This is a genomic window from Mucilaginibacter agri (genome assembly GCF_009928685.1).
GTDB lineage: Bacteria > Bacteroidota > Bacteroidia > Sphingobacteriales > Sphingobacteriaceae > Mucilaginibacter > Mucilaginibacter agri.
Map to the genome: position 1 here is coordinate 566,307 of NZ_WWEO01000045.1, position 19,853 is coordinate 586,159.

The window sequence follows — 19,853 nt, forward strand, 5'->3', positions numbered from 1 at the left end:
ATGTACATCCCCAAACATTTTCAGATAAGCGATGAGCAGGAAGCGGTTGAGTTTATCAAACGCTATAGCTTTGGTACGCTGGTTACTACCGAAAATGATTTGCCCATTGCTACCCATATCCCATTTACGGTTAGTCAGCGCGATGAACAGATGATCCTTACATCGCACATTGCGCTGGCTAATCCACAATCTAAAACCCTGTTACAAAACAGGGTTCTTTGTATTTTTACAGAACCACACGCTTATATCTCTCCAATTCATTATGAAAAGGAACTAAGCGTACCCACCTGGAACTATTTAGCCGTTCATGCTTATGGAAAGGTGGAATTGATAGAGGATGAAAATGCCAAACTAGTTATGCTGGAGGATATGATTCGTTTCTACAACGATACCGCCTACCTAGACCAATGGACTCGCCTACCGCTCGATTTCAAAACCAGGATGGCTAAAGGCATTACCGCCTTCAACATTATCGTAGATGATCTTCAAGGCAAAAAGAAATTGAGCCAAAACAGAACGACAATAGAAAAGGACAATATTATTAAAGCGTTTGAAACCAGTGCAGATGCTAACGAAAAAGAAATTGGCCGTTATATGAGCAAGGAGCAATCAGCTGATTAATTCTTCTTCCTGAGGCTCATAACTTCTTCTGATTAGTCTGTTTAAAGACAATCCCTGTACAATCACCGAAAATATTACGATAAAATAACTCCCCGCCAGAATAATGTAGCGGTACTTATTGTGCGGTAGCGATAATGCCAGCGCTATAGATATACCACCACGCAGCCCTGCCCAGGTAAGTATATTAACATCTTTGTATTTAAGGCTTAGCGATCGGCGCAAGAATGTGAGCGGTATAGAAATACTAACCCAACGGGCCACAAGTATTAGAACTATCGACACAGAGCCCGTTATCCAGTAATTGTTTAAAAAAGGCAACTCCACAATCTGCAATCCTATCATTACAAATAATATGGTATTTAATATCTCATCTATGAGCTTCCAGAACCGCTCGAGCGATTGATGTGAGGTTTCCTTATTGCTAATATTGATAGAGCGAATGCCTGATACAATCCCCGCCGAAACTACCGCTAGCGGAACTGATAAATGCCAATAGGTTGCCAACACAGAAAGGCCCATGACCAAAGCAAGCGACAATAAAACTATGGTTTGAAAATCGGTAATAGATTTCATTAATCGGTATACAAAATAACCGCAAACCATACCCAGAGCTATGCCTCCGAACACCTCTCGGCAAAATAGCACAGCGGTTTGGGTTATATCAATTTTATCTGTGTTAGAATGTATAAACTCCAGTATGGTAATAAATAGCACGACGCCTATCCCATCATTAAAAAGCGATTCGCCGGTTATAATGGTTTCTAGATGATTGGGGAGCTTTGAATTTTTAATTATGGCAGAAACTGCCACGGGATCAGTCGGTGAAACTACAGCGCCAAACAGAAAACAGTACATTAACGGCACCTTAATGTCGAACAGACGCATGCCATAATAGAATAATATCCCAAACGCTGCCGTAGATAGTATTACGCCGATGGTGCTCAACAACAGCACTGGTCGCATTTCGCGTTTTAGTTTATTGGTATCGAGGTTGAAAGAACCCGCAAATAGCAGGAAACCCAACATAATATTGAGCACCGCTTCAGAAAAATCTATGTTTTTGGCGAGTGCCGTAAGATATTTCTGAAATGCCGGGTTTACATTATCCAGCACAATAATGCCGATAGAAACCACAGTCGCAATGGTCATAATACCAATAGTTACCGGTAGTTTAATAAAGCGAGCGTTAATGTATGAGTAAAACGCACTTACAATTACCAGCAGGGCTATGATCACAAATAAATTCATTCTTTAAGCTTCGGACGTTAATTTACCCTTAACACATAAAACAGAATTTAGTTATTTCGAAACCGGATCTACCATCATCGTTTTATTATCAAAGTAGCGTACAATCAACCTGTTATCACTGTTTTTAGTGAAATAATTAATAGCCCAACTAAAAAACACGATGAGCTTATTGCTAAAACCTGCCAATGAAATGATGTGCACTATCACCCACAATACCCAGGCAACAAAACCCTGAAACTTAACCTTACCCAAATCTGCCACCGCTTGATTACGACCTACCGTAGCCAGTGTGCCACGATCAACATATTCAAATGGTTTGGTAGGTTTATTATTAATTATAGCTACTAGGTTTTTTGCTAATTGCTTGCCCTGTTGAATAGCTACCTGTGCAACCCCAGCATGGCCGTTAGGCGATTTTGGTGTTACCACAAGCGAAACATCGCCAATGGCAAATACGTTTGTAAATCCCACAACCCTGTTTATTTCGTCGGTTTGGATACGCGTACCCTTGGTAATTACCTCAGCGGGGATCCCCTCCGGAACCTCTCCCCTTACGCCCGCCGCCCAAAAAACATTCTCGGTTCTAATTTTAACACCGTTATCAATCACCACGCAATCACCGTCGTAGCTTTGCACATGCACATCGTTATAAATAATTACACCTTTTTCAGTGAGGTATTTTTTGGCTTTTGCAGATGCCTCGGCCGACATGGCGCCCAACAGTTCAGACTTGCCCTCGGCCACATAAACTTTCATAGTCTCGGGCGTAAGTTGAGGGTAATCTAGCTCCAGCATGTGCAGACGCATTTCAGCCAACGCTCCAGCTAGCTCGACACCTGTAGCACCACCGCCTACAACTACAAAAGTCAGCAAGGCATCCTTCTCAACAGGATCTTGTGTTACCAGCGCCTTCTCCAGGTTCTGCAATATTAAACTACGAATGTTCAGAGCCTCGGGAATATTCTTCATCGGCATGCTGAAATGTTCTATCTGCTTATTGCCAAAAAAGTTGGTATTAGCTCCCGTCGCCAACACTAAATAATCATATTTAACCTCGCCGATATTGGCAGTAACCGTATTACTTTCGGCATTAACACGCTGTACCTCGGCCAAATGGAAAGTAAAGTTCTTTTGGTGATGGAACATCCGTCTAATAGGGAAACCGATAGAGTCACCATCAATGGCCCCCATGGCAACCTGGTAAAGCAAGGGCTGAAATGTATGATAGTTATGCTTATCCAGCATTATAATTTCTACCGGTTTGCCGGCTAATCTTTTAGCAACCTGAATACCGCCAAACCCGCCGCCAACAATTACAATTCGGGGTAGCCCGGGTGTGGTTTGTGATAAATCCATATATAATTTTATACCAATATTTAAATGTCAAACAACACACTTCTAACCCCCGCCACAAACTTATGTTTGATAAAAGCCAATTTTATAAAAATGATTATGCATAATTAGTATTTTAGTCGCGATTAAAAAGTATATAAGAAACATTTACTTATTACTGACAGGCTTGGGATAGACGAAAGCGAAAGGTGTTTTGCCTGTTATCAATTTTATTTGGGTTAAATAATGACTACAAAACATACAGATACTGTCGGGAAGGGCTCACTTCATGTCATCAAAATTGGTGGCAACGTTATAGATAATTCTGAAAATTTACATCACTTTCTAAAGGATTTTACTGCTTTAGAAGGCCATAAGATCCTGGTACATGGTGGTGGTAAAGTAGCCACTCAGTTGGCTGATACATTGGGTATTGAATCAAAATTGGTTGATGGTCGAAGAATTACTGATATCGAAACTTTACGTGTGGTGACGATGGTTTATGGCGGATTGATCAACAAAAACATTGTAGCACAATTGCAGCGTTTTGGCACCAATGCCATCGGTTTAACTGGTGCCGATGGTAACTTTATTCGCGCGGTAAAACGCCCGGTAAAAACGATAGATTACGGCTACGTTGGCGACATTAAAAACGATTCCGTTGACGCAGCAGCAATTAGCCGTTTAATGGAAGCAGGCTTTACGCCGGTATTTTGTGCCCTTACTCACGATGGAGATGGCCAAATGCTGAATACTAATGCCGATACCATTGCTTCCGCCCTTGCGGTCGCTTTGGCTAAACAATACGAAACCACGCTGATTTACTGTTTCGAGAAAAAAGGTGTATTGCAGGATATTAACGACGAGGATTCACTGATCAGAGACATTGATCCGGTACGTTACGAAGAATTGAAGAAGCAGCAGATCATTCACAGTGGTATGCTACCCAAGTTGGATAATGCTTTTACAGCAATATCTTGCGGCGTAAAGGCTGTAATTATTGGCAAGGCTGATGAATTAGGTACCTTGCAAAAGAATGAACCATTTGGTACCCGTTTAAGCAAATAACATGGACACAAAACATATAACCGTTTTAGGCAGCGGTAACATAGGCCTTTCGCTGGCTAAGGGATTGGTTAAAGCCAATATCTTCCAGCCTGCAAATATCACGTTGACGCGCCGTAATGCTGCTGCGTTGCAGCCTTATGCTGATTTAGGTTACCAAACTACCGCTAACAACGCAGAAGCCGTTGCCAAGGCTGATATTGTGGTGCTTGCAGTATTGCCACAGCAACTGAACAAACTGTTAGACGAAATTAAACCGGCCCTAAACCCGGCTAAACATTTGCTGATCTCCGTAATATCGGGTGTAAGCTGTCAGGATATTTGCAATCATTTAGACTTTGATATCGAAGTGGTGCGCGCTATGCCAAACACTGCGATAGCCATCGGTCAATCTATGACTTGTTTGGCTACAAGCAATGCATCAGCAGAGAACCTAGCGTTGGTTAAATCGATGTTTGATACCGTTGGCGTTAGCATTCAAATCAACGAAGAATTGATGACTTCTGCCACAGCGTTGTGCGCTTGTGGTATTGCATTCTTTCTGCGATCTATCCGCGCGGCATCGCAAGGCGGTACGGAGATTGGCTTCCACGCGCACGACGCGCTTAAAATGGCAGCACAAACCGCAAAGGGCGCGGCAGACTTGTTACTTCAATTAGCCTCACACCCGGAACAGGAAATTGATAAGGTTACATCGCCTAAGGGTTGTACCATTGCAGGTTTGAACGAAATGGAGCACAACGGCTTCAGTTCTGCTATGATAAAGGGTATTAAAATGTCGGCTGATAAGGCTGGCGTATTGTATAAGAACGATTAAAAGGTTGTTTGTTGTGAGTTGTCTGTTGTCAGTAAGCCTCGCAGCAGACAACAACAACTAATCAGAAAACTGACAACCGACAACTGAAAACTAAGTAATGTTAACTGTAGAAAAAATTGGGGGCACGTCTATGACTGCCCTGCAAGATGTGATCGAGAATCTCATCCTTTTTAACCGTAAAGACGAGCAATTGTACAACCGCATATTTGTGGTTTCGGCATTCTCGGGAGTTACTAACCTTTTACTGGAGGATAAGAAGACGGGTAAGCCGGGTGTTTACCATAAGCTGGCTAACTTTCAAAACTACCATCAGCCACTCAAAACGCTGGTAACACGCTTAAAAGAGATTAACAAAAGCTATGCTGGTATTGGCCTTAACGTAGCTGTTGCCGATCAGTATATAGAACAACATATTAAAAAGGCTGAAGGCTATCTGGATAACCTTTCTAATATCCTGGCTTCGGGATATGTAAATAAAGAAGGCATCTTATTGGCAGCGCGTGAAATCCTAGCCTCTATCGGCGAAAGCCACTCTGCTTATAATTTCACCAATATTCTGCAAAATAAAGGTATTAACGCCACATTGGTTGATCTGAGCGGTTTCGACGATCACAGGTCTTATACCATAGATCAGCGTATCAGAAAAGAATTGAAAGATATCGATTTCTCGAAAACCATTTGTATCGTAACCGGCTATGCCAAAGGTACAGAAGGTATCATGCGCGAGTTTGACCGTGGCTACTCAGAGGTTACCTTCAGCAAAATAGCGGTAGCAGTTAAACCACAGGAAGCGATCATTCACAAAGAATATCACTTATGTACAGCCGATCCGGTTTTGGTGGGTGTAGATAACTGCCAGCCTATCGGTTTCACTAACTATGATGTGGCTGATCAATTGGCAGACGTGGGCATGGAAGCCATTCACCCTAAAGCGTCAAAACCTTTAGAGATTAATGGAATAAACCTCCGCATTAAGAACACTTTCGAACCCGAACACCCGGGCACGCTAATCACCCAGGATTACATTTGTCCACACAAACGTGTTGAAGTAATTACCGGCACCAAAAAGGTAACCATGATTGATATCTACGACCCGCTTATGGTTGGCAACGTGGGTTCGGATTTGCAGATTATGCAATTGTTTTACAAGCATAGCGTAAGCTATAGCTTTAAGGCAACCAGTGCTAACAGTATTTCTATTGTGATTTGGGAGAAAGATTTCAGCAAAAAACTGATCCAGGAACTGGAAGACGAGTTTGAGAAAGTAACTGTTGAACACCAGGCCATGGTTTGTCTTATTGGCTCTAATATGGACCAGCCGGGCTTATTAGCCAAGGCTGCAGCGGCGTTAGCGGATGCCGGCATCAATATTAAAAGCTGCGGCTTTGCATTGCGCAAGGTAAACATCCAGTTTTTAGTCGCCCGCGAAGATTTCGATAAGTCTATCCTGGCACTTAATAGCGCGATGGCCTAACGGAGTTACAAGTGGAAAGTTTAAAGTAGAAAGTACTTAAGCTGAAAGCAACTTTTGACTTTGCACTCTAAACTTTCCACTTTAAGAATGTAACTTTTCTATGGCTCACAATACTCCGTTCTGATTTTTTAAGATATTTAATACCTTAATTAACTCAGAACTATTACTATGCGTAAACTTCTACTGCTTACCGTTGGTATTGCGGCCGCCTATGGCGCACATGCCCAGCAAGCATCCAAAAAACCTATCGATCATTCTGTATATGATGGCTGGCAAAGTGTGGCCAACGAACGTATCAGCAATGATGGTAAATGGATAACCTACGTGGTTAAACCACAACAAGGCGATGCCAGCCTGGTTATAACCGATGCCAAAAACAACAAACCTTTTCATGTTCAACGTGCAGATACGGTACGCTTTACCGGCGATTCAAAATATGCAATATTCCTGATCCGCCCGTTTTACAAGGATATTCGCCAGGCTAAGATCAAAAAGAAAAAGCCTGAAGATATGCCTAAAGATACTTTGGGTTATGTTGCTTTGGGCAACACCGCGGTAACTAAAGTACCATCAGTACGTTCGTTCAAAATTGCGGAGTCGGCGCCGGTTGTAGCTTATCTTGCACCTGCAGATACCGTTAAGAAACCGGCTGCTGGCGATACCTCTAAAAAAGCCGTAGCAACCACTATAGCTACGCCGACACGCGAAGGCGCTAACCTCACCATTTTGCAATTGCTTAACGGTAAGCAACGCACTTTTAAATATGTAACAGAATATCAGCTTTCTAAAAACGGTAAGTTGCTGGCGTTTGCTGTTACCGCTCCGCGTAAATCTAAAGACGTAAAGTCTGCCTTATACATTTATGATGTAGAGAAAGATGAGCTGAAAGATATCAGCAATGGTCGTGGCACTTACAAAAACATAGCTTTCGATGAAACAGGTAAACAATTGGCTTTTACTGCCGAGAAAAACCCTGAAAAAGCACAGGTAAAGCCTTACAAACTATATTACTATACATCCGGTAAAGATAGCGCGCAAGTTATAGCTGCAGCGGGAACCGAAGGTATGCCCGCTAAATGGGCTGTTAGCGGCGATGGCCGTGTTTACTTTAGCAAAAGTGGCGGTAAACTATTTTTCGGCACTGCCCCTATCCCCAAACCTGCTGATACCACTATCGTTGATTTCGAGGTTGCCAAGGTCGATATCTGGAATTATAAAGACGATTACCTGCAGCCCCAGCAGCTTAAAAATCTGCAACGCGAATTACGCCGCAACTATCTGGCTGTAATTGCACCTGCCGAAAGTAATAAGCTTATTCAACTGGCGGATAAAGGCATTCAGGATGTTGCCGTGGCAGCTAACAACGATGCACACTATGTTTTAGGCACAACTGATACCGGTACACGCATCCAATCGCAATGGGAAGGCGGAGGCCGTTCTGTAGCTTGGTTAATTGATACTAAAACCGGTCAGCGTAAACAGATCAGCGAGCGTTCTAAAGGCCGTTACCAGATCTCTCCTGCAGGAAATTATGTGGTTTGGTTTGATCCGAAAGAACAAAACTGGTTTAGCTATAGCGTTGCAATCGGTAAAAAAACAAACCTTACTGCCACAACCGGCACCAAAATGGGCGAAGAAGATAACGATGTACCTGATGATCCAAATGCTTATGGGTTGGCTGGCTGGACCACTGGCGACAAATCAGTATTAATTTACGACCGCTACGATATCTGGAGCATTGACCCTGCAACTGGCACTGCTACAAATTTCACCAATGGTGCAGGTCGCAAAAGCAAACTGATATTCCGTATGGGTATGGCGGTTGAGCGTGGCTTTAACGCTGCTGCAAGCGAAGACGAAAAAGCAATACCGGTTAACAAGCCTTTCTGGATGCTGGTTCAAAATGAAGAAACCAAGCAATGGGGCTTCTACAAAAAAACTATCGGTACTACTGCCGAACCAGTAAAAGTAGTTATGGCACCTTACGCTTACAGCCCACTGCAAAAAGCTAAAAACAGCGATGTTTTTATTTACACCAAACAAAGCTATGTACAGTCGCCAAACCTGTACACCTCAGCCGATCTTAAAAAAGAAACACAGCTAAGTACTATTAATCCTCAACAGGCAGAGTACAACTGGGGCACAGCTGAATTAGTGCACTGGACTACGCCGAAAGGCTACCACTCTGACGGTATCTTATACAAACCAGAAAACTTCGATCCGAATAAAAAGTACCCGATGCTGGTATATTTTTATGAGAAACTGAGCGATGGATTGTACGGGTATATGCCGCCGTCTCCTACACCATCTCGTTTACCTATATCGTACTTTGTTAGTAATGGTTATCTGGTCTTCGCACCGGATATCAGCTATACAACCGGCCATCCGGGTGCGTCGGCTGTTGAGTTTATTAACTCTGGCGTAGAGGCGTTAAAGAAAAATGCCTGGGTTGATGGCGCGCATATCGGTATACAGGGCCAAAGTTGGGGTGGTTACCAGGTTGCATACCTCATTACCCAAACCAACATGTATAAAGCTGCGTGGGCTGGCGCACCTGTTGCCAACATGACTTCGGCATACGGCGGTATCCGTTGGGAAAGTGGTGTTAGCCGCGAGTTCCAATACGAAAAAACGCAAAGCCGTATTGGTACAGACCTGTGGAGCAACCCGCAATTATACATCGAAAACTCTCCGTTATTCCAGTTGCCGAAGGTTCAAACACCAGTGGTTATTATGTCCAACGATGCCGATGGCGCTGTACCATGGTATCAGGGTATTGAAATGTTTACCGCACTACGTCGCTTAGGCAAACCGGTTTGGTTGTTAGAGTACAATAACGAAGCTCACAACCTCGTACTGCGCCAAAATCGCAAGGATATTACCATCCGCGAAGCCCAATTCTTCGACCATTATTTAAAAGGTGCGCCAATGCCGGTATGGTTGGAAAAAGGTGTACCAGCTGTAGATAAAGGAAAAGATTGGGGATTTGAGATAGAAAAATAGCCTTCTTATAAGAAAGAAAAATATCTTTTGGCAAAAGCCTCCTAATACATCAGGAGGCTTTTGTATTTTATTGCTTTTTTAAACGATAATTACTTATCGTAGAACTACTCTTATTGATCAGAAACAAACTGTCTCCTTTGGTTGAATAATTATATGAACCGTTTAAAATAATTCCCCAATTGAAGTTTGCGGGATGAACAGACGAATCTGCAAATGTGATCTGCTTATCATTGTTTACTACAAAACTTCCATCTGCCCCCGCAGCAAAGTTATCAGATGGCGATGTCGACTTGTATTTAGAGCCAGAAAAAGTTACCGTAACATTGCCTTGTAGTCCTTCGCCATATATCGTTGCTCCATAATAGCTATAAGTAAATTGCCCGATGTAGACACCTGATAACTTAATTGGTGTCGGCTGTGTCACTACCTTATCTTTCTTACAGGCTGCTATCGATAATAGCGCCATAGATAAAACACTCAACTTAAAGGCTTTCATAATTGGTGGTTTAATATTACTACGCACCAAATCACCATAATGATACAATACCTGTTATTCTAAATAATAGTGATTAATTTGGTTTAACCTATCATCCAACTCATAAACCCAGGGCACAGCGGTTGGTATATCCAATTTGGCTACATCTTCATCAGACAGGTTATCAATGTATTGCACCAAGGCGCGTAAACTATTGCCGTGTGCGCAAATAATTACCTTTTGATTTTGGCGTAGCGCCGGCACGATGCTTTCGTGCCAGAAAGGTAACGCACGATCCATGGTTTCGCTCAGATTTTCTGTTAACGGCAGTTCGCGATAAGTCAAGTCGTTGTATCGTAGGTAATGGCCAGGAAAACGTTCATCCTCTTCAGTGATAGCAGGCGGATGCTCGTGCGGGTCGCGGCGCCATTTGTGTACCTGCTCTTCGCCATATTTTTCAATGGTTTCGGCTTTGTTTAAACCCTGTAATGCTCCGTAAAAGCGTTCGTTTAACCTCCACGATTTCTCGACCGGAATCCAGAGCATATCCAGTTCATCGAGAGCGACATGCATTGTTTTAATTGCCCGTTTCAAAACCGATGTAAAACCGATATCGAAAGTGTACCCGTGTTTTTTAAGTAATTGGCCAGCCCGTTTAGCCTGTGCAAAGCCTTCCTCAGAAAGATCCACATCTGTCCAGCCTGTAAAACGGTTCTCTTTGTTCCACTCGCTTTCGCCGTGTCGTATCAATACCAGTTTTTGCATATCCCAAATAACGGAATTTACGGTTATCAGTTTGAGCCTTATTGCTATTTGTTTACAAATCAGCTACATTGCAGTAACCAATTTTAAAACTTATTTATTTTATGACCCTTATCCCAACTACACCCGTTACGGTGAAAGCCGGCGATGGTATTGCTAATCCTGCGCCGCTTGGTTTATGTGCCTTCGGTATGACAACTGTATTGCTCAACATCCACAATGCTGGCTTCTTTGAAATGAACTCCATGATATTTGCTATGGGCTTATTTTACGGAGGCTTGGCTCAAGTAATTGCCGGCATTATCGAGGCCAAAAAGAACAATACCTTCGGCCTGACTGCTTTTACATCATATGGCTTTTTCTGGCTTTCGTTAGTTGGCCTGTTAGTAATCCCGAAATTGGGATGGGCGCCGGCGGCTTCAGAAGATGCCATGATCGTGTACCTAAGTATCTGGGGAATCTTTACATTCTGCCTGTTTTTCGGAACTTTGAAATTGAACAAGGCCTTACAATTTGTATTCGCCTCGTTAACAATCTTATTCTTTTTATTGGTAGCCGGTGATGCAACTGGTGACGCCAGTATTAAACACCTTGCAGGTTACGAGGGTATTATTTGCGGGTTATCGGCTATTTATACCGGCATTGCCAATGTATTAAATGAGGTTTACGGAAAAACTGTATTACCTATTGGACCTGTTGCAGCAAAGTAAAAAGGTATTGCTAACTTGCAGCTGTGAAAGATTTCAAAAAATACTACATCGTTCCTGCCGATCCGGCGGATGTTTACAACGCTATAACCAATCCCCTAACGCTGCAGTTATGGACCGGCGATCCAGCCATAATGTCGACAGAACCAGGATCTGAGTTTTCGCTTTGGGAAGATAGCATTGTGGGCAAGAACCTGGAGTTTGAAACCAATAAAAAAGTGGTGCAACAATGGTATTTCGATGGCCAGGATGAGCCTTCTATCGTTACCATTAAATTACACGAACATAAAGATGGCACTTCGATAGAATTGCGCCATACCAACATTCCCGATGAGGCTTATGAAGATATAACTGAAGGCTGGGTTGGTGCCTATTTAGCCGGACTTGATGATTTCTTCGGAAGCTTTTAAGTAAAATTTGTTGATGAAATAATTTGTTGATTTATCAGTTAACACGGCTTAACCGCAAATCATAAAATACAAAAGCCGTCCCTACATTAGTCGGGACGGCTTTTGTTTTAATTAAGTTCCTTATCGCTTAGAACAATGTAAATTCAACACGACGGTTTTTCTGACGTCCTGCTGCGGTCTTGTTAGTTGCAATTGGTTGTGTTTTACCATAACCTGTAGCTTCAATTCTTGAGGCATTTGCACCTTTGCTTACTAAATAAGCTTTAACAGACTCTGCACGGTCTTTAGATAATTTAAGGTTAGCATCTGCCGAACCAACGTTATCGGTGTGACCAGCTAATTTCAAGCTAAAGTTTTTGTTGATCAGGATTTCTGCAACATGGTCAAGGCTTTCGAATGAATGCTGTTTGATGGTTGCTTTACCAAAATCAAACTCAAGGTTAGCAATCGCATTTCTAACAACGCGTCTGTCTTCCTCGGTAACAACAATTTTAGCCGGAGGTAGTGGACAACCTGCACCGTCAACTTTTACACCCGCTGGAGTGTTAGGGCATTTATCAAATAAATCGATAACACCATCACCATCCTGATCGGCGGTAAATTTATCATTAAGTGATTTCAGGTTAGCATTGGTTGCATCCAGGTCGCTTCTTAACTTTTGGTTGTTTGCACGCTCTGCATCCAGTTGGTTTTGCAATTGCATTTCTTTAACTAAATACTCAGTGCGCATCGAGTTAACCGGGTTATGCGTTGCTAACTGCGGTTTTGAAGATTTACCCAAAGCAAACTCTAAACCGATGTGTGCATACGAGAATTTATCGTTGCTCGAACCAGCATTGTAACCGTCGAAGTTGTCACCATCAACAAAGTTAACCTGGTAGCCTAAATCTAAGTTAATTGATCTCGACAAGTTAAACTTCAAACCTAAGCCCACCGGGATGTAAGCAGCTTTTACGCTACCGCTCGATTTGAAATCGGTTTCGGCACCGCTAGCGGTTCTTAAGGTTGGTTGGAAACCCATTAAACCAAAACCTGCAGAGAAGTAAGGTTGGATACCATTCTTCTGGTTTCTCCAGCTGATGTTCGCCAGGGTAAATTGTCCACTCAGGTCAACTGCATAATTAATTTGAGTTTTGTAGCTATCGCGGATAGTAGTTGCAGGGCCAGGTACCGGTCCCGAACCTTCTACGTTACCTCTGAAAAAACTCAATTGACCTGCAAATGAATGCGAGAATTGGTTTCTGATGTAAGCACCATAGCCAACATTACTACGGTCGGTACCGTAATCGTCATGGCCTCTGAAAATGGTATAAGGAGTAAGCAAGCCTCCGTCTACACCGATAGACCAGGTGCGGAATACTTGCCCTTTAGAAAATGGCTGAACATAGTCGGCTTTGCTAAGGGAATCTGTTTGAGCCATTAACTTGCCACTGACAAGCATTGTTGCTAACAGTAGCATTTTTTTGTTGGAATTGATTTTCATATTAGTTGGTTAAGTATAAAAAACAGGCGGGGCCTGTGGTTGGGTCATTTGCAACATGTGTGCCAATAACCTGTAGCCCTCAACTCCAAGTTAGGCCCGATTGTTTCTAAAAAAGTTGCAGAGTTGTTAACACGCGGTTGATGTACAAAACATATTAAACCTTTAATTAATACATTTTGACCATAAATTAACCAAAGAGAAAAAGCGGCAAAAAACTAAGATTTAAACATTTATAACGCCACGCGCTGGAAAAGCAAAATCCATACTATTCTAAAAATCAACATGTTATACAAAATGAGAAAATATGAGAAACAAAACGCCCTTGCAAAAAATTGCAAGGGCTTTTTCATTATAAGAAAAATAATTTTTATCTAATATTTTGCTGCAATAGCCTTAATATTTATGTTGATAAATCACAGTGCGCTCTTCTCAAGTGCCTGTTCAATATCGGCTATTATATCGGTCACTTTTTCCAAACCAGCAGAAATCCTGATCAATCCTGGCGTTATGCCAACATCTAAACGCTGCTCTTCTGTAAGCTTGGAGTGTGTGGTACTTGCCGGGTGCGATGCAATGCTACGGCTATCGCCAAGGTTAGCGGTCACCGAAAGCAGCTCCAGCGCATCTAAGAATTTACGACCAGCCTCTAAACCGCCTTTAACTTCCAGACAGATGATACCTCCACCGGCAGTCATTTGCTTTTTAGCAATATCATATTGTGGGTGCCCTTCTAAAAAAGGATATTTTACCCATGATACATGCGGGTTACTTTGCAAGGTTTCGGCCATAGTAAGGGCGTTTTTGCAATGGCGTTCCATACGCACGTCAAGTGTCTCTAAACTTTTGCTAAAGATCCACGCGTTAAATGGCGATAAAGCAGGGCCAGTATTACGGCAAAACAGATAAATCTCTTTGATCAGATCTGCACGGCCTACCACTATACCGCCTAAAGCCCTACCCTGTCCGTCAATCCATTTGGTAGCTGAGTGAATGACAAGGTCGGCACCGTATTCAATTGGCTTTTGCAGTAAAGGCGTTGCAAAGCAATTGTCTACGCTTAATATCAGGTTATGTTTCTTGGCAAATTTGCCTGCCCACTCCAGATCAATCAGCTCCAATTGTGGATTGGTTGGAGTTTCCAGGTACATCATTTTAGTGTTTGGCTGTATAGCCGCTTCCCATGCCGCTTCATCATTAGCAGGCACTAAAGTGCATGTAATGCCATATTTAGGCAGATATTTTGTTACCACTGTAAAAGTACTGCCAAATACAGAGCTTGAGCAAACCATATGGTCGCCTTGTTGCAAAAGGGCGAAGAATGAAGAGAACACCGCGCTCATGCCTGTTGCAGTAGCAAAGCCGTCTTCTGCCCCTTCCAGCATACACATCTTCTTAATAAACTCGTCAACGTTAGGATTGCTGAAACGGCTGTAAATATTGGCGTCGCTTTCGTCGGCAAATGCAGCGCGCATCGCTTCAGCCTCGTCAAATGTAAAGCTGCTGGTAATATACAGCGGTGTAGAGTGTTCCTGCTGTTGAGTTTTTTCTGTTTGTATTCGTACGGCCTGGGTAACCGGGTCTAGTTGCTTTGACATAAAAAAAGTAGAATTATATTATTTAGATGCGTGTACAAAAACTTTGGTAGTAATAGTTGTGCCCGAGCCCGTAAGCGTAGCAGCTACAGAGCAATATTTTTCGAGCGAAAGATCGACTGCGCGCTTGGCTTTGTCTTCGTCAACATTACCGTAGATATGAAAATCGATATTAACATTTTTCCATAACGACGGCTCTTTACCCGCCTCGCGGTCGCCGCTGATAGTCATTTTATAATCTTTAACATCCTGACGTTGCTTTTTAAGTATGCTGATCACATCGATACCCGCGCAGCCGCCTAAACCCATTAACAACATTTGCATGGGGCGTACACCGAAATCCCAACCACCGCTTTCGGGGCTACTATCCATACGTACGGTGTGTCCGGCTTCGTCTGTAGCTTCGAAACCAAAATCGCCTTTTACTCTTTTTAATTCTATTGTTGCCATGGTATTATGTGTAAAATATTGGTTGCGAAGTTATCATTTTGCGGTTTTATTTCGTTATAAAAACGCACAAACACTATCTTGTCTATCTGATAATGACTATTATATGAAGAAGTTGCTCCTAAGCCTTATTTTAACCTGTTCGGCCTATATCGGCTTCGCACAAAATCAACAACTAATCTCTTACGAAGATATTCGCTATCTGTTGCACAATAACCTGAGTAAAGCTGATACCTTTTTAGCAGCTAAGGGTTATACCTTAACAGAAAGTAAAGCTCAAAAGAATAGAAAATATAGTTTGAGCCTTCCTCAAAATACCTTGAATACCATCGAAATGCGTTCGGATGGAAAGAAGATCTTCATGTCGGTACAAACCAATGTGTTGGAGCAATACAATCTGCTGCTTAACTCTATCTCACAATACAAAACCACTACCAGCAATGTGGGCGACGTACAGGTTTACCAGGTAAAAGATCTGGCAACCATTTATATCACTGTTAATGACAGTGCGCAATTCGATCCGCTTAAAAAAGACTACGACATACAGATAGTGCCCGATAAAAACGTTGTGGCCATTAATTAAAGGCGATCTTTAACAGGGACCACCAGTTTCAACCCCGACCATATTTCGTCAACCGCACAAACTTTAACATCAACTAATCCAATTTTCAAGGCGAAGTTTCTGATGAAATCTTCGTGCAAGTCTGTGGGAACTTTAGATGCTTTCTTAGGCCACGAGACCCAGATGATGCCATTGGATTTGATATTGTTCCTGATTACCGGTAACAGTTCTGTAAACTCGTTAGCCTGTTTAGTAAAGAAGTGAACGAAATCTTGTTTCTGATTAGTAAGATCGGTAATTGTTAATTCGGAGGGCAGATCTGTAAACAGTGAGAAGTAATGTTCGGGCACATTAATGAGGCTGATCTGTGCCCCTTCTTTGATTCCCAGTTTTTTAGCGAGTGGTGTGCCAGAATATCCTGCCATCTCTGTTATTTAATATTACCTGTACGTTAAATCCGGTTTCCAAAATCAAACAAAACAGCTAACTTCAAACCCTTAAACTATAGCATGGCTTTAAATTACATTTGGATAGCTTTTTTTGTAATTGCGTTTGGCGTTGGACTTCTAAAATTAATATTTTTTGGCGACACCGAGATCTTCAAAATGATGGTTGAGGGGATTTTTGATTCCACTAAATCATCAGTAATGGACATCGCCCTACCGCTTGCCGGCACTATGGCTTTTTGGCTAGGTATTATGAACATCGGCGAAAAAGCAGGTGCTATTAATTTTCTTTCTCGTATAGTTGGTCCTTTCTTCAACCGTATATTTCCTGAGGTTCCTAAAAATCACCCGGCAACCGGCCAAATGGTGATGAACTTCTCGGCCAATTTATTGGGTCTTGATAATGCCGCTACCCCACTTGGCTTAAAAGCCATGGCTAGTTTGCAGGAATTGAATCCCGATAAAGAAACGGTTTCGAATGCGCAGATCATGTTTTTAGTGTTGCATGCATCGGGCTTTACCCTACTGCCCGTCGCTCTCATTGCACAGCGCGCTATACTCGGCGCGCATGATCCGTCAGACGTGTTTATCCCTTGTATGATAGCTACTTATGTAGCCACACTTACAGGATTGCTTGTAGTAGCCATTAAGCAACGAATTAATCTGTTTGATGGCGTGGTGATGGCCTGGCTGGGCGGGCTCACTACCTTTATTGTGTTGCTGGTGGTTTACTTTAAATATTATCTCACCGCCGCGCAAATAAGCGAAGTATCTAAAGTGGCCAGTAACGTTGTGCTTTTTGCCATACCCGTAGCATTTATATTAGGCGGCTTGCGTAAAAAGGTAAATGTTTTCGAGGCTTTTGTTGATGGAGCTAAAGGCGGTATAGAAACCTCCATCAAAATCATCCCTTATTTGGTAGGCCTGTTGGCTGCTATTAGTGTATTCCGCACTTGCGGGGCACTGGGTTATATTACCGACGGCTTTAAATGGTGTTTCTCGCATTTACATACCGACACCCGTTTTGTTGACGTAATACCTGTCGCCCTCATTCGCCCGCTGACCGGCTCTGGAGCAAAGGCAATGATGATCAGCAATATGAAAACCTTTGGTGTTGATAGTTTTGTAGGCCATGTATCCAGTGTGCTTTACGGTTCGGCTGATACCACCTTTTACATTGTAGCGTTATATTTCGGCTCAGTTGGCATAAAACGTACCCGGTATGCTATCCCAGCAGGTTTAATATCCGATTTGGCCGGTGTAATTACAGCTATTTTGGTGGGCTACTTATTTTTCGGATAATTAAATCCGAAGCTACTATTCATTCAGTATGAAACGACTCTTATATATTTTAATGTTAGGTATGGCTATAGAAAACGCTTCGGCGCAAAGTAAACAAACCATGACACCCGAATTGCTGTGGAAACTGGGCCGCTTAGGCAGCAGTAATTTAACCACCGATGGCAAGCACCTTATTTATACGGTAACTCATTATAACATGGCCGAGGCTAAGTCTGAAGCCAATATCTACAGTGTGCCGGTAACAGGTGGCGCCCCCACCGCTATAACGCACGAGTCGGCCGGCCGCCAGATAGTTAAGGTTAATCCCGATGGTAGCATAATTTACTTTTTTGACGACCATTTGTACCAAATGGATGGCACTGGCAAGCAGGTAACCAAACTGAGCGATAAGGCTTTGGCTGATGCCGACAATGTGCAGATCTCGCCTGATGGCAAAAAGATCATGTTCAGCCGCGAAGTGCCAGTGGTTAAGATTCTGGGGAAAGACCGTTTTGCTGATCTACCTAAATCTAATGCATACGTATTTACCGACCTGAATTATCGCCACTGGGATACTTGGGAAGATGGTAAGTTTTCACACGTCTTTGTGGCCGACTACGACAATGGTAAAGTAAGCAACGAGAAAGATATTATGGTTGATGAACCATACGATACGCCTCAAAAACCGTCTGGCGGTGCTGAAGACTTGATCTTTAGCCCCGATAGCAAAAGCATTATCTATGTTTGCAAAAAGAAATTCGGTAAGGCTTACGCTATAAGCACCAACACCGATCTTTACCAATATGACATAGCCACGGGCACCACTTCCAACCTTACCGAAGGTATGATGGGTTACGACACCTCACCTGCCTTTACCAAAGCCGGTAATAAACTAGCCTGGTTAAGTATGAAGGAAGATGGTTACGAGTCGGACAAAAACGACATTGTAATCAAAGATCTTAAGACTGGTAATAAAGTAAACCTTACCGAAAAGTGGGACGAAACAGTATCGTCGTTTCAGTTTAGTGATGATGGCAACCGAATCTTCTTTGTCGCACCTAAAAACGGCACGGAACAGTTATTTCAGATCGATTTGCGTTTACGCTTAGCGCCAGGTTCGCCACAAGCTATTAGGCAAGTAACTAACGGCCAATGGGATGTAAACGACATTATAGCACAAACAGGTAATACGCTGTATGTACAACGTGCAGACCTTAACCATGCTAATGAAATTTATTCGGTTAGTTTAACCAATGGTAGCATGGCACAGGTTACCAGCATTAACAAAGCTGTTTACGATAACCTGCCGTTGAGCCGTGTAGACGAGCGCCACATTAAAACCACCGATAATAAAGACATGCTGGCCTGGGTAATTTACCCACCCGACTTTGATCCGGCTAAGAAATATCCTACCCTTCTATTTTGTCAAGGTGGTCCACAAGCACCGTTAACACAAGCTTATTCTTTCCGTTGGAATTTTCAACTGATGGCAGCACAAGGCTATATTATTATAGCGCCTAACCGCAGAGGCATGCCAGGCCATGGTGTAGAATGGAACCGCGAGATCAGCGGCGACTGGGGTGGCCAACCGATTAAAGACTATTTATCGGCTATTGATGATATCGCCAAAGAACCTTATGTAGATAAAAGCCGTTTAGGTTGCGTAGGCGCAAGCTATGGCGGTTATTCTGTGTATATGCTTGCGGGTGTGCATGAAGGGCGTTTCAAAACCTTTATTGCGCACGATGGCCTTTTCGACCTGAAAAGCTGGTATGGCACCACAGAAGAACTTTGGTTTGCCAATAAAGATATGGGCGGCAATTATTGGGATAAAGACAATAAGGTTGCACAAAAATCTTACGATAAATTTAACCCAAGCAATCTGGTAAGCCAATGGAATACACCAATTATGGTGATACAGGGCGGCAAGGATTATCGCGTGCCAATTGAGCAGGGATTGGGCGCTTATCAGGCGGCTCAACTAAAGGGAATTAAGAGTAAATTACTATATCTTCCGGATGAGAACCACTGGGTTTTAAAACCTCAAAATGCGCTGGTTTGGCAGCGCGAATTCTTCGGCTGGTTGAAAGAAACGCTTTAACCCGAGATAAACTTAATTCACCAATAG

At 42.8% G+C, this 19,853-nt stretch carries 18 protein-coding genes; 10 read left to right on the forward strand and 8 right to left on the reverse strand.

Features of this window, described 5'->3' with window-relative positions:
- Positions 1-621 (forward strand): FMN-binding negative transcriptional regulator, encoded by a 621-nt coding sequence (locus GSY63_RS22610; RefSeq protein ID WP_166588117.1) that lies wholly within the window; start codon positions 1-3, stop codon positions 619-621.
- Here the strand turns inward: GSY63_RS22610 and GSY63_RS22615 are convergent.
- Positions 610-1,869 carry a cation:proton antiporter gene (locus tag GSY63_RS22615; RefSeq protein WP_166588118.1) on the reverse strand — a complete coding sequence of 420 codons (1,260 nt, stop codon included), beginning with the start codon at positions 1,867-1,869 and terminating at the stop codon, positions 610-612. The two genes, GSY63_RS22610 and GSY63_RS22615, sit on opposite strands and share 12 nt — an antisense overlap.
- Positions 1,870-1,920: 51 nt before the next feature.
- Complete coding sequence (locus GSY63_RS22620; protein ID WP_166588119.1) at positions 1,921-3,225, reverse strand: NAD(P)/FAD-dependent oxidoreductase; 1,305 nt, start codon at positions 3,223-3,225, stop codon at positions 1,921-1,923.
- Between the two features lie 222 nt (positions 3,226-3,447).
- On the opposite strand from GSY63_RS22620, the gene argB reads away from it, so the two are divergent.
- From argB to GSY63_RS22640, 4 genes are all read left to right on the forward strand, one after another.
- Positions 3,448-4,269 (forward strand): acetylglutamate kinase, encoded by an 822-nt coding sequence (argB, locus tag GSY63_RS22625; protein ID WP_166588120.1) that lies wholly within the window; start codon positions 3,448-3,450, stop codon positions 4,267-4,269.
- 1 nt (position 4,270) lies between these two features.
- Positions 4,271-5,083 (forward strand): pyrroline-5-carboxylate reductase, encoded by an 813-nt coding sequence (gene proC / locus GSY63_RS22630; protein WP_166588121.1) that lies wholly within the window; start codon positions 4,271-4,273, stop codon positions 5,081-5,083.
- Between the two features lie 97 nt (positions 5,084-5,180).
- On the forward strand, positions 5,181-6,557 hold the full coding sequence (locus GSY63_RS22635; RefSeq protein WP_166588122.1) for an aspartate kinase: 1,377 nt from the start codon (positions 5,181-5,183) through the stop codon (positions 6,555-6,557).
- A 168-nt stretch (positions 6,558-6,725) separates the two neighbouring features.
- Positions 6,726-9,560: an alpha/beta hydrolase family protein gene (locus tag GSY63_RS22640; RefSeq protein WP_166588123.1), complete on the forward strand. Its 2,835-nt coding sequence runs from the start codon at positions 6,726-6,728 to the stop codon at positions 9,558-9,560.
- Positions 9,561-9,627: 67 nt separating this feature from the next.
- Here the strand turns inward: GSY63_RS22640 and GSY63_RS22645 are convergent, their stop codons facing one another.
- Together GSY63_RS22645 and gpmA are read right to left on the reverse strand one after the other, a co-directional pair.
- Positions 9,628-10,056 (reverse strand): hypothetical protein, encoded by a 429-nt coding sequence (locus GSY63_RS22645; protein WP_166588124.1) that lies wholly within the window; start codon positions 10,054-10,056, stop codon positions 9,628-9,630.
- 54 nt (positions 10,057-10,110) lie between these two features.
- Positions 10,111-10,800, reverse strand: a complete 690-nt coding sequence (gene gpmA, locus GSY63_RS22650) for a 2,3-diphosphoglycerate-dependent phosphoglycerate mutase (RefSeq protein ID WP_166588125.1) — start codon at positions 10,798-10,800, stop codon at positions 10,111-10,113.
- A gap of 101 nt (positions 10,801-10,901) precedes the next feature.
- On the opposite strand from gpmA, the gene GSY63_RS22655 reads away from it, so the two are divergent.
- Complete coding sequence (locus GSY63_RS22655; RefSeq protein WP_166588126.1) at positions 10,902-11,507, forward strand: acetate uptake transporter; 606 nt, start codon at positions 10,902-10,904, stop codon at positions 11,505-11,507.
- A 23-nt stretch (positions 11,508-11,530) separates the two neighbouring features.
- On the forward strand, positions 11,531-11,914 hold the full coding sequence (locus GSY63_RS22660) for an SRPBCC domain-containing protein (protein ID WP_166588127.1): 384 nt from the start codon (positions 11,531-11,533) through the stop codon (positions 11,912-11,914).
- 127 nt (positions 11,915-12,041) lie between these two features.
- Here the strand turns inward: GSY63_RS22660 and GSY63_RS22665 are convergent, their stop codons facing one another.
- The 3 genes from GSY63_RS22665 to GSY63_RS22675 all read right to left on the reverse strand — a co-directional run bounded on the left by GSY63_RS22665 (position 12,042) and on the right by GSY63_RS22675 (position 15,439).
- Positions 12,042-13,397, reverse strand: coding sequence for an OmpA family protein (locus tag GSY63_RS22665; protein WP_166588128.1), 1,356 nt, complete (start codon positions 13,395-13,397; stop codon positions 12,042-12,044).
- A 413-nt stretch (positions 13,398-13,810) separates the two neighbouring features.
- Positions 13,811-14,992, reverse strand: a complete 1,182-nt coding sequence (locus GSY63_RS22670) for a trans-sulfuration enzyme family protein (RefSeq protein ID WP_166588129.1) — start codon at positions 14,990-14,992, stop codon at positions 13,811-13,813.
- Positions 14,993-15,010: 18 nt separating this feature from the next.
- The gene (locus GSY63_RS22675; protein WP_166588130.1) at positions 15,011-15,439 is read right to left on the reverse strand and encodes an OsmC family protein; all 429 of its coding nucleotides are present in this window, start codon (positions 15,437-15,439) and stop codon (positions 15,011-15,013) included.
- A 103-nt stretch (positions 15,440-15,542) separates the two neighbouring features.
- On the opposite strand from GSY63_RS22675, the gene GSY63_RS22680 reads away from it, so the two are divergent.
- On the forward strand, positions 15,543-16,019 hold the full coding sequence (locus GSY63_RS22680; protein WP_166588131.1) for a hypothetical protein: 477 nt from the start codon (positions 15,543-15,545) through the stop codon (positions 16,017-16,019).
- Here the strand turns inward: GSY63_RS22680 and GSY63_RS22685 are convergent.
- Positions 16,016-16,423 (reverse strand): DUF3052 family protein, encoded by a 408-nt coding sequence (locus GSY63_RS22685; RefSeq protein ID WP_166588132.1) that lies wholly within the window; start codon positions 16,421-16,423, stop codon positions 16,016-16,018. The genes GSY63_RS22680 and GSY63_RS22685 overlap by 4 nt on opposite strands.
- A gap of 84 nt (positions 16,424-16,507) precedes the next feature.
- On the opposite strand from GSY63_RS22685, the gene GSY63_RS22690 reads away from it, so the two are divergent.
- On the forward strand, positions 16,508-17,746 hold the full coding sequence (locus GSY63_RS22690; RefSeq protein WP_166588133.1) for a nucleoside recognition domain-containing protein: 1,239 nt from the start codon (positions 16,508-16,510) through the stop codon (positions 17,744-17,746).
- Positions 17,747-17,774: 28 nt separating this feature from the next.
- On the forward strand, positions 17,775-19,826 hold the full coding sequence (locus GSY63_RS22695; RefSeq protein WP_166588134.1) for a S9 family peptidase: 2,052 nt from the start codon (positions 17,775-17,777) through the stop codon (positions 19,824-19,826).
- Positions 19,827-19,853: the final 27 nt, after the last annotated feature.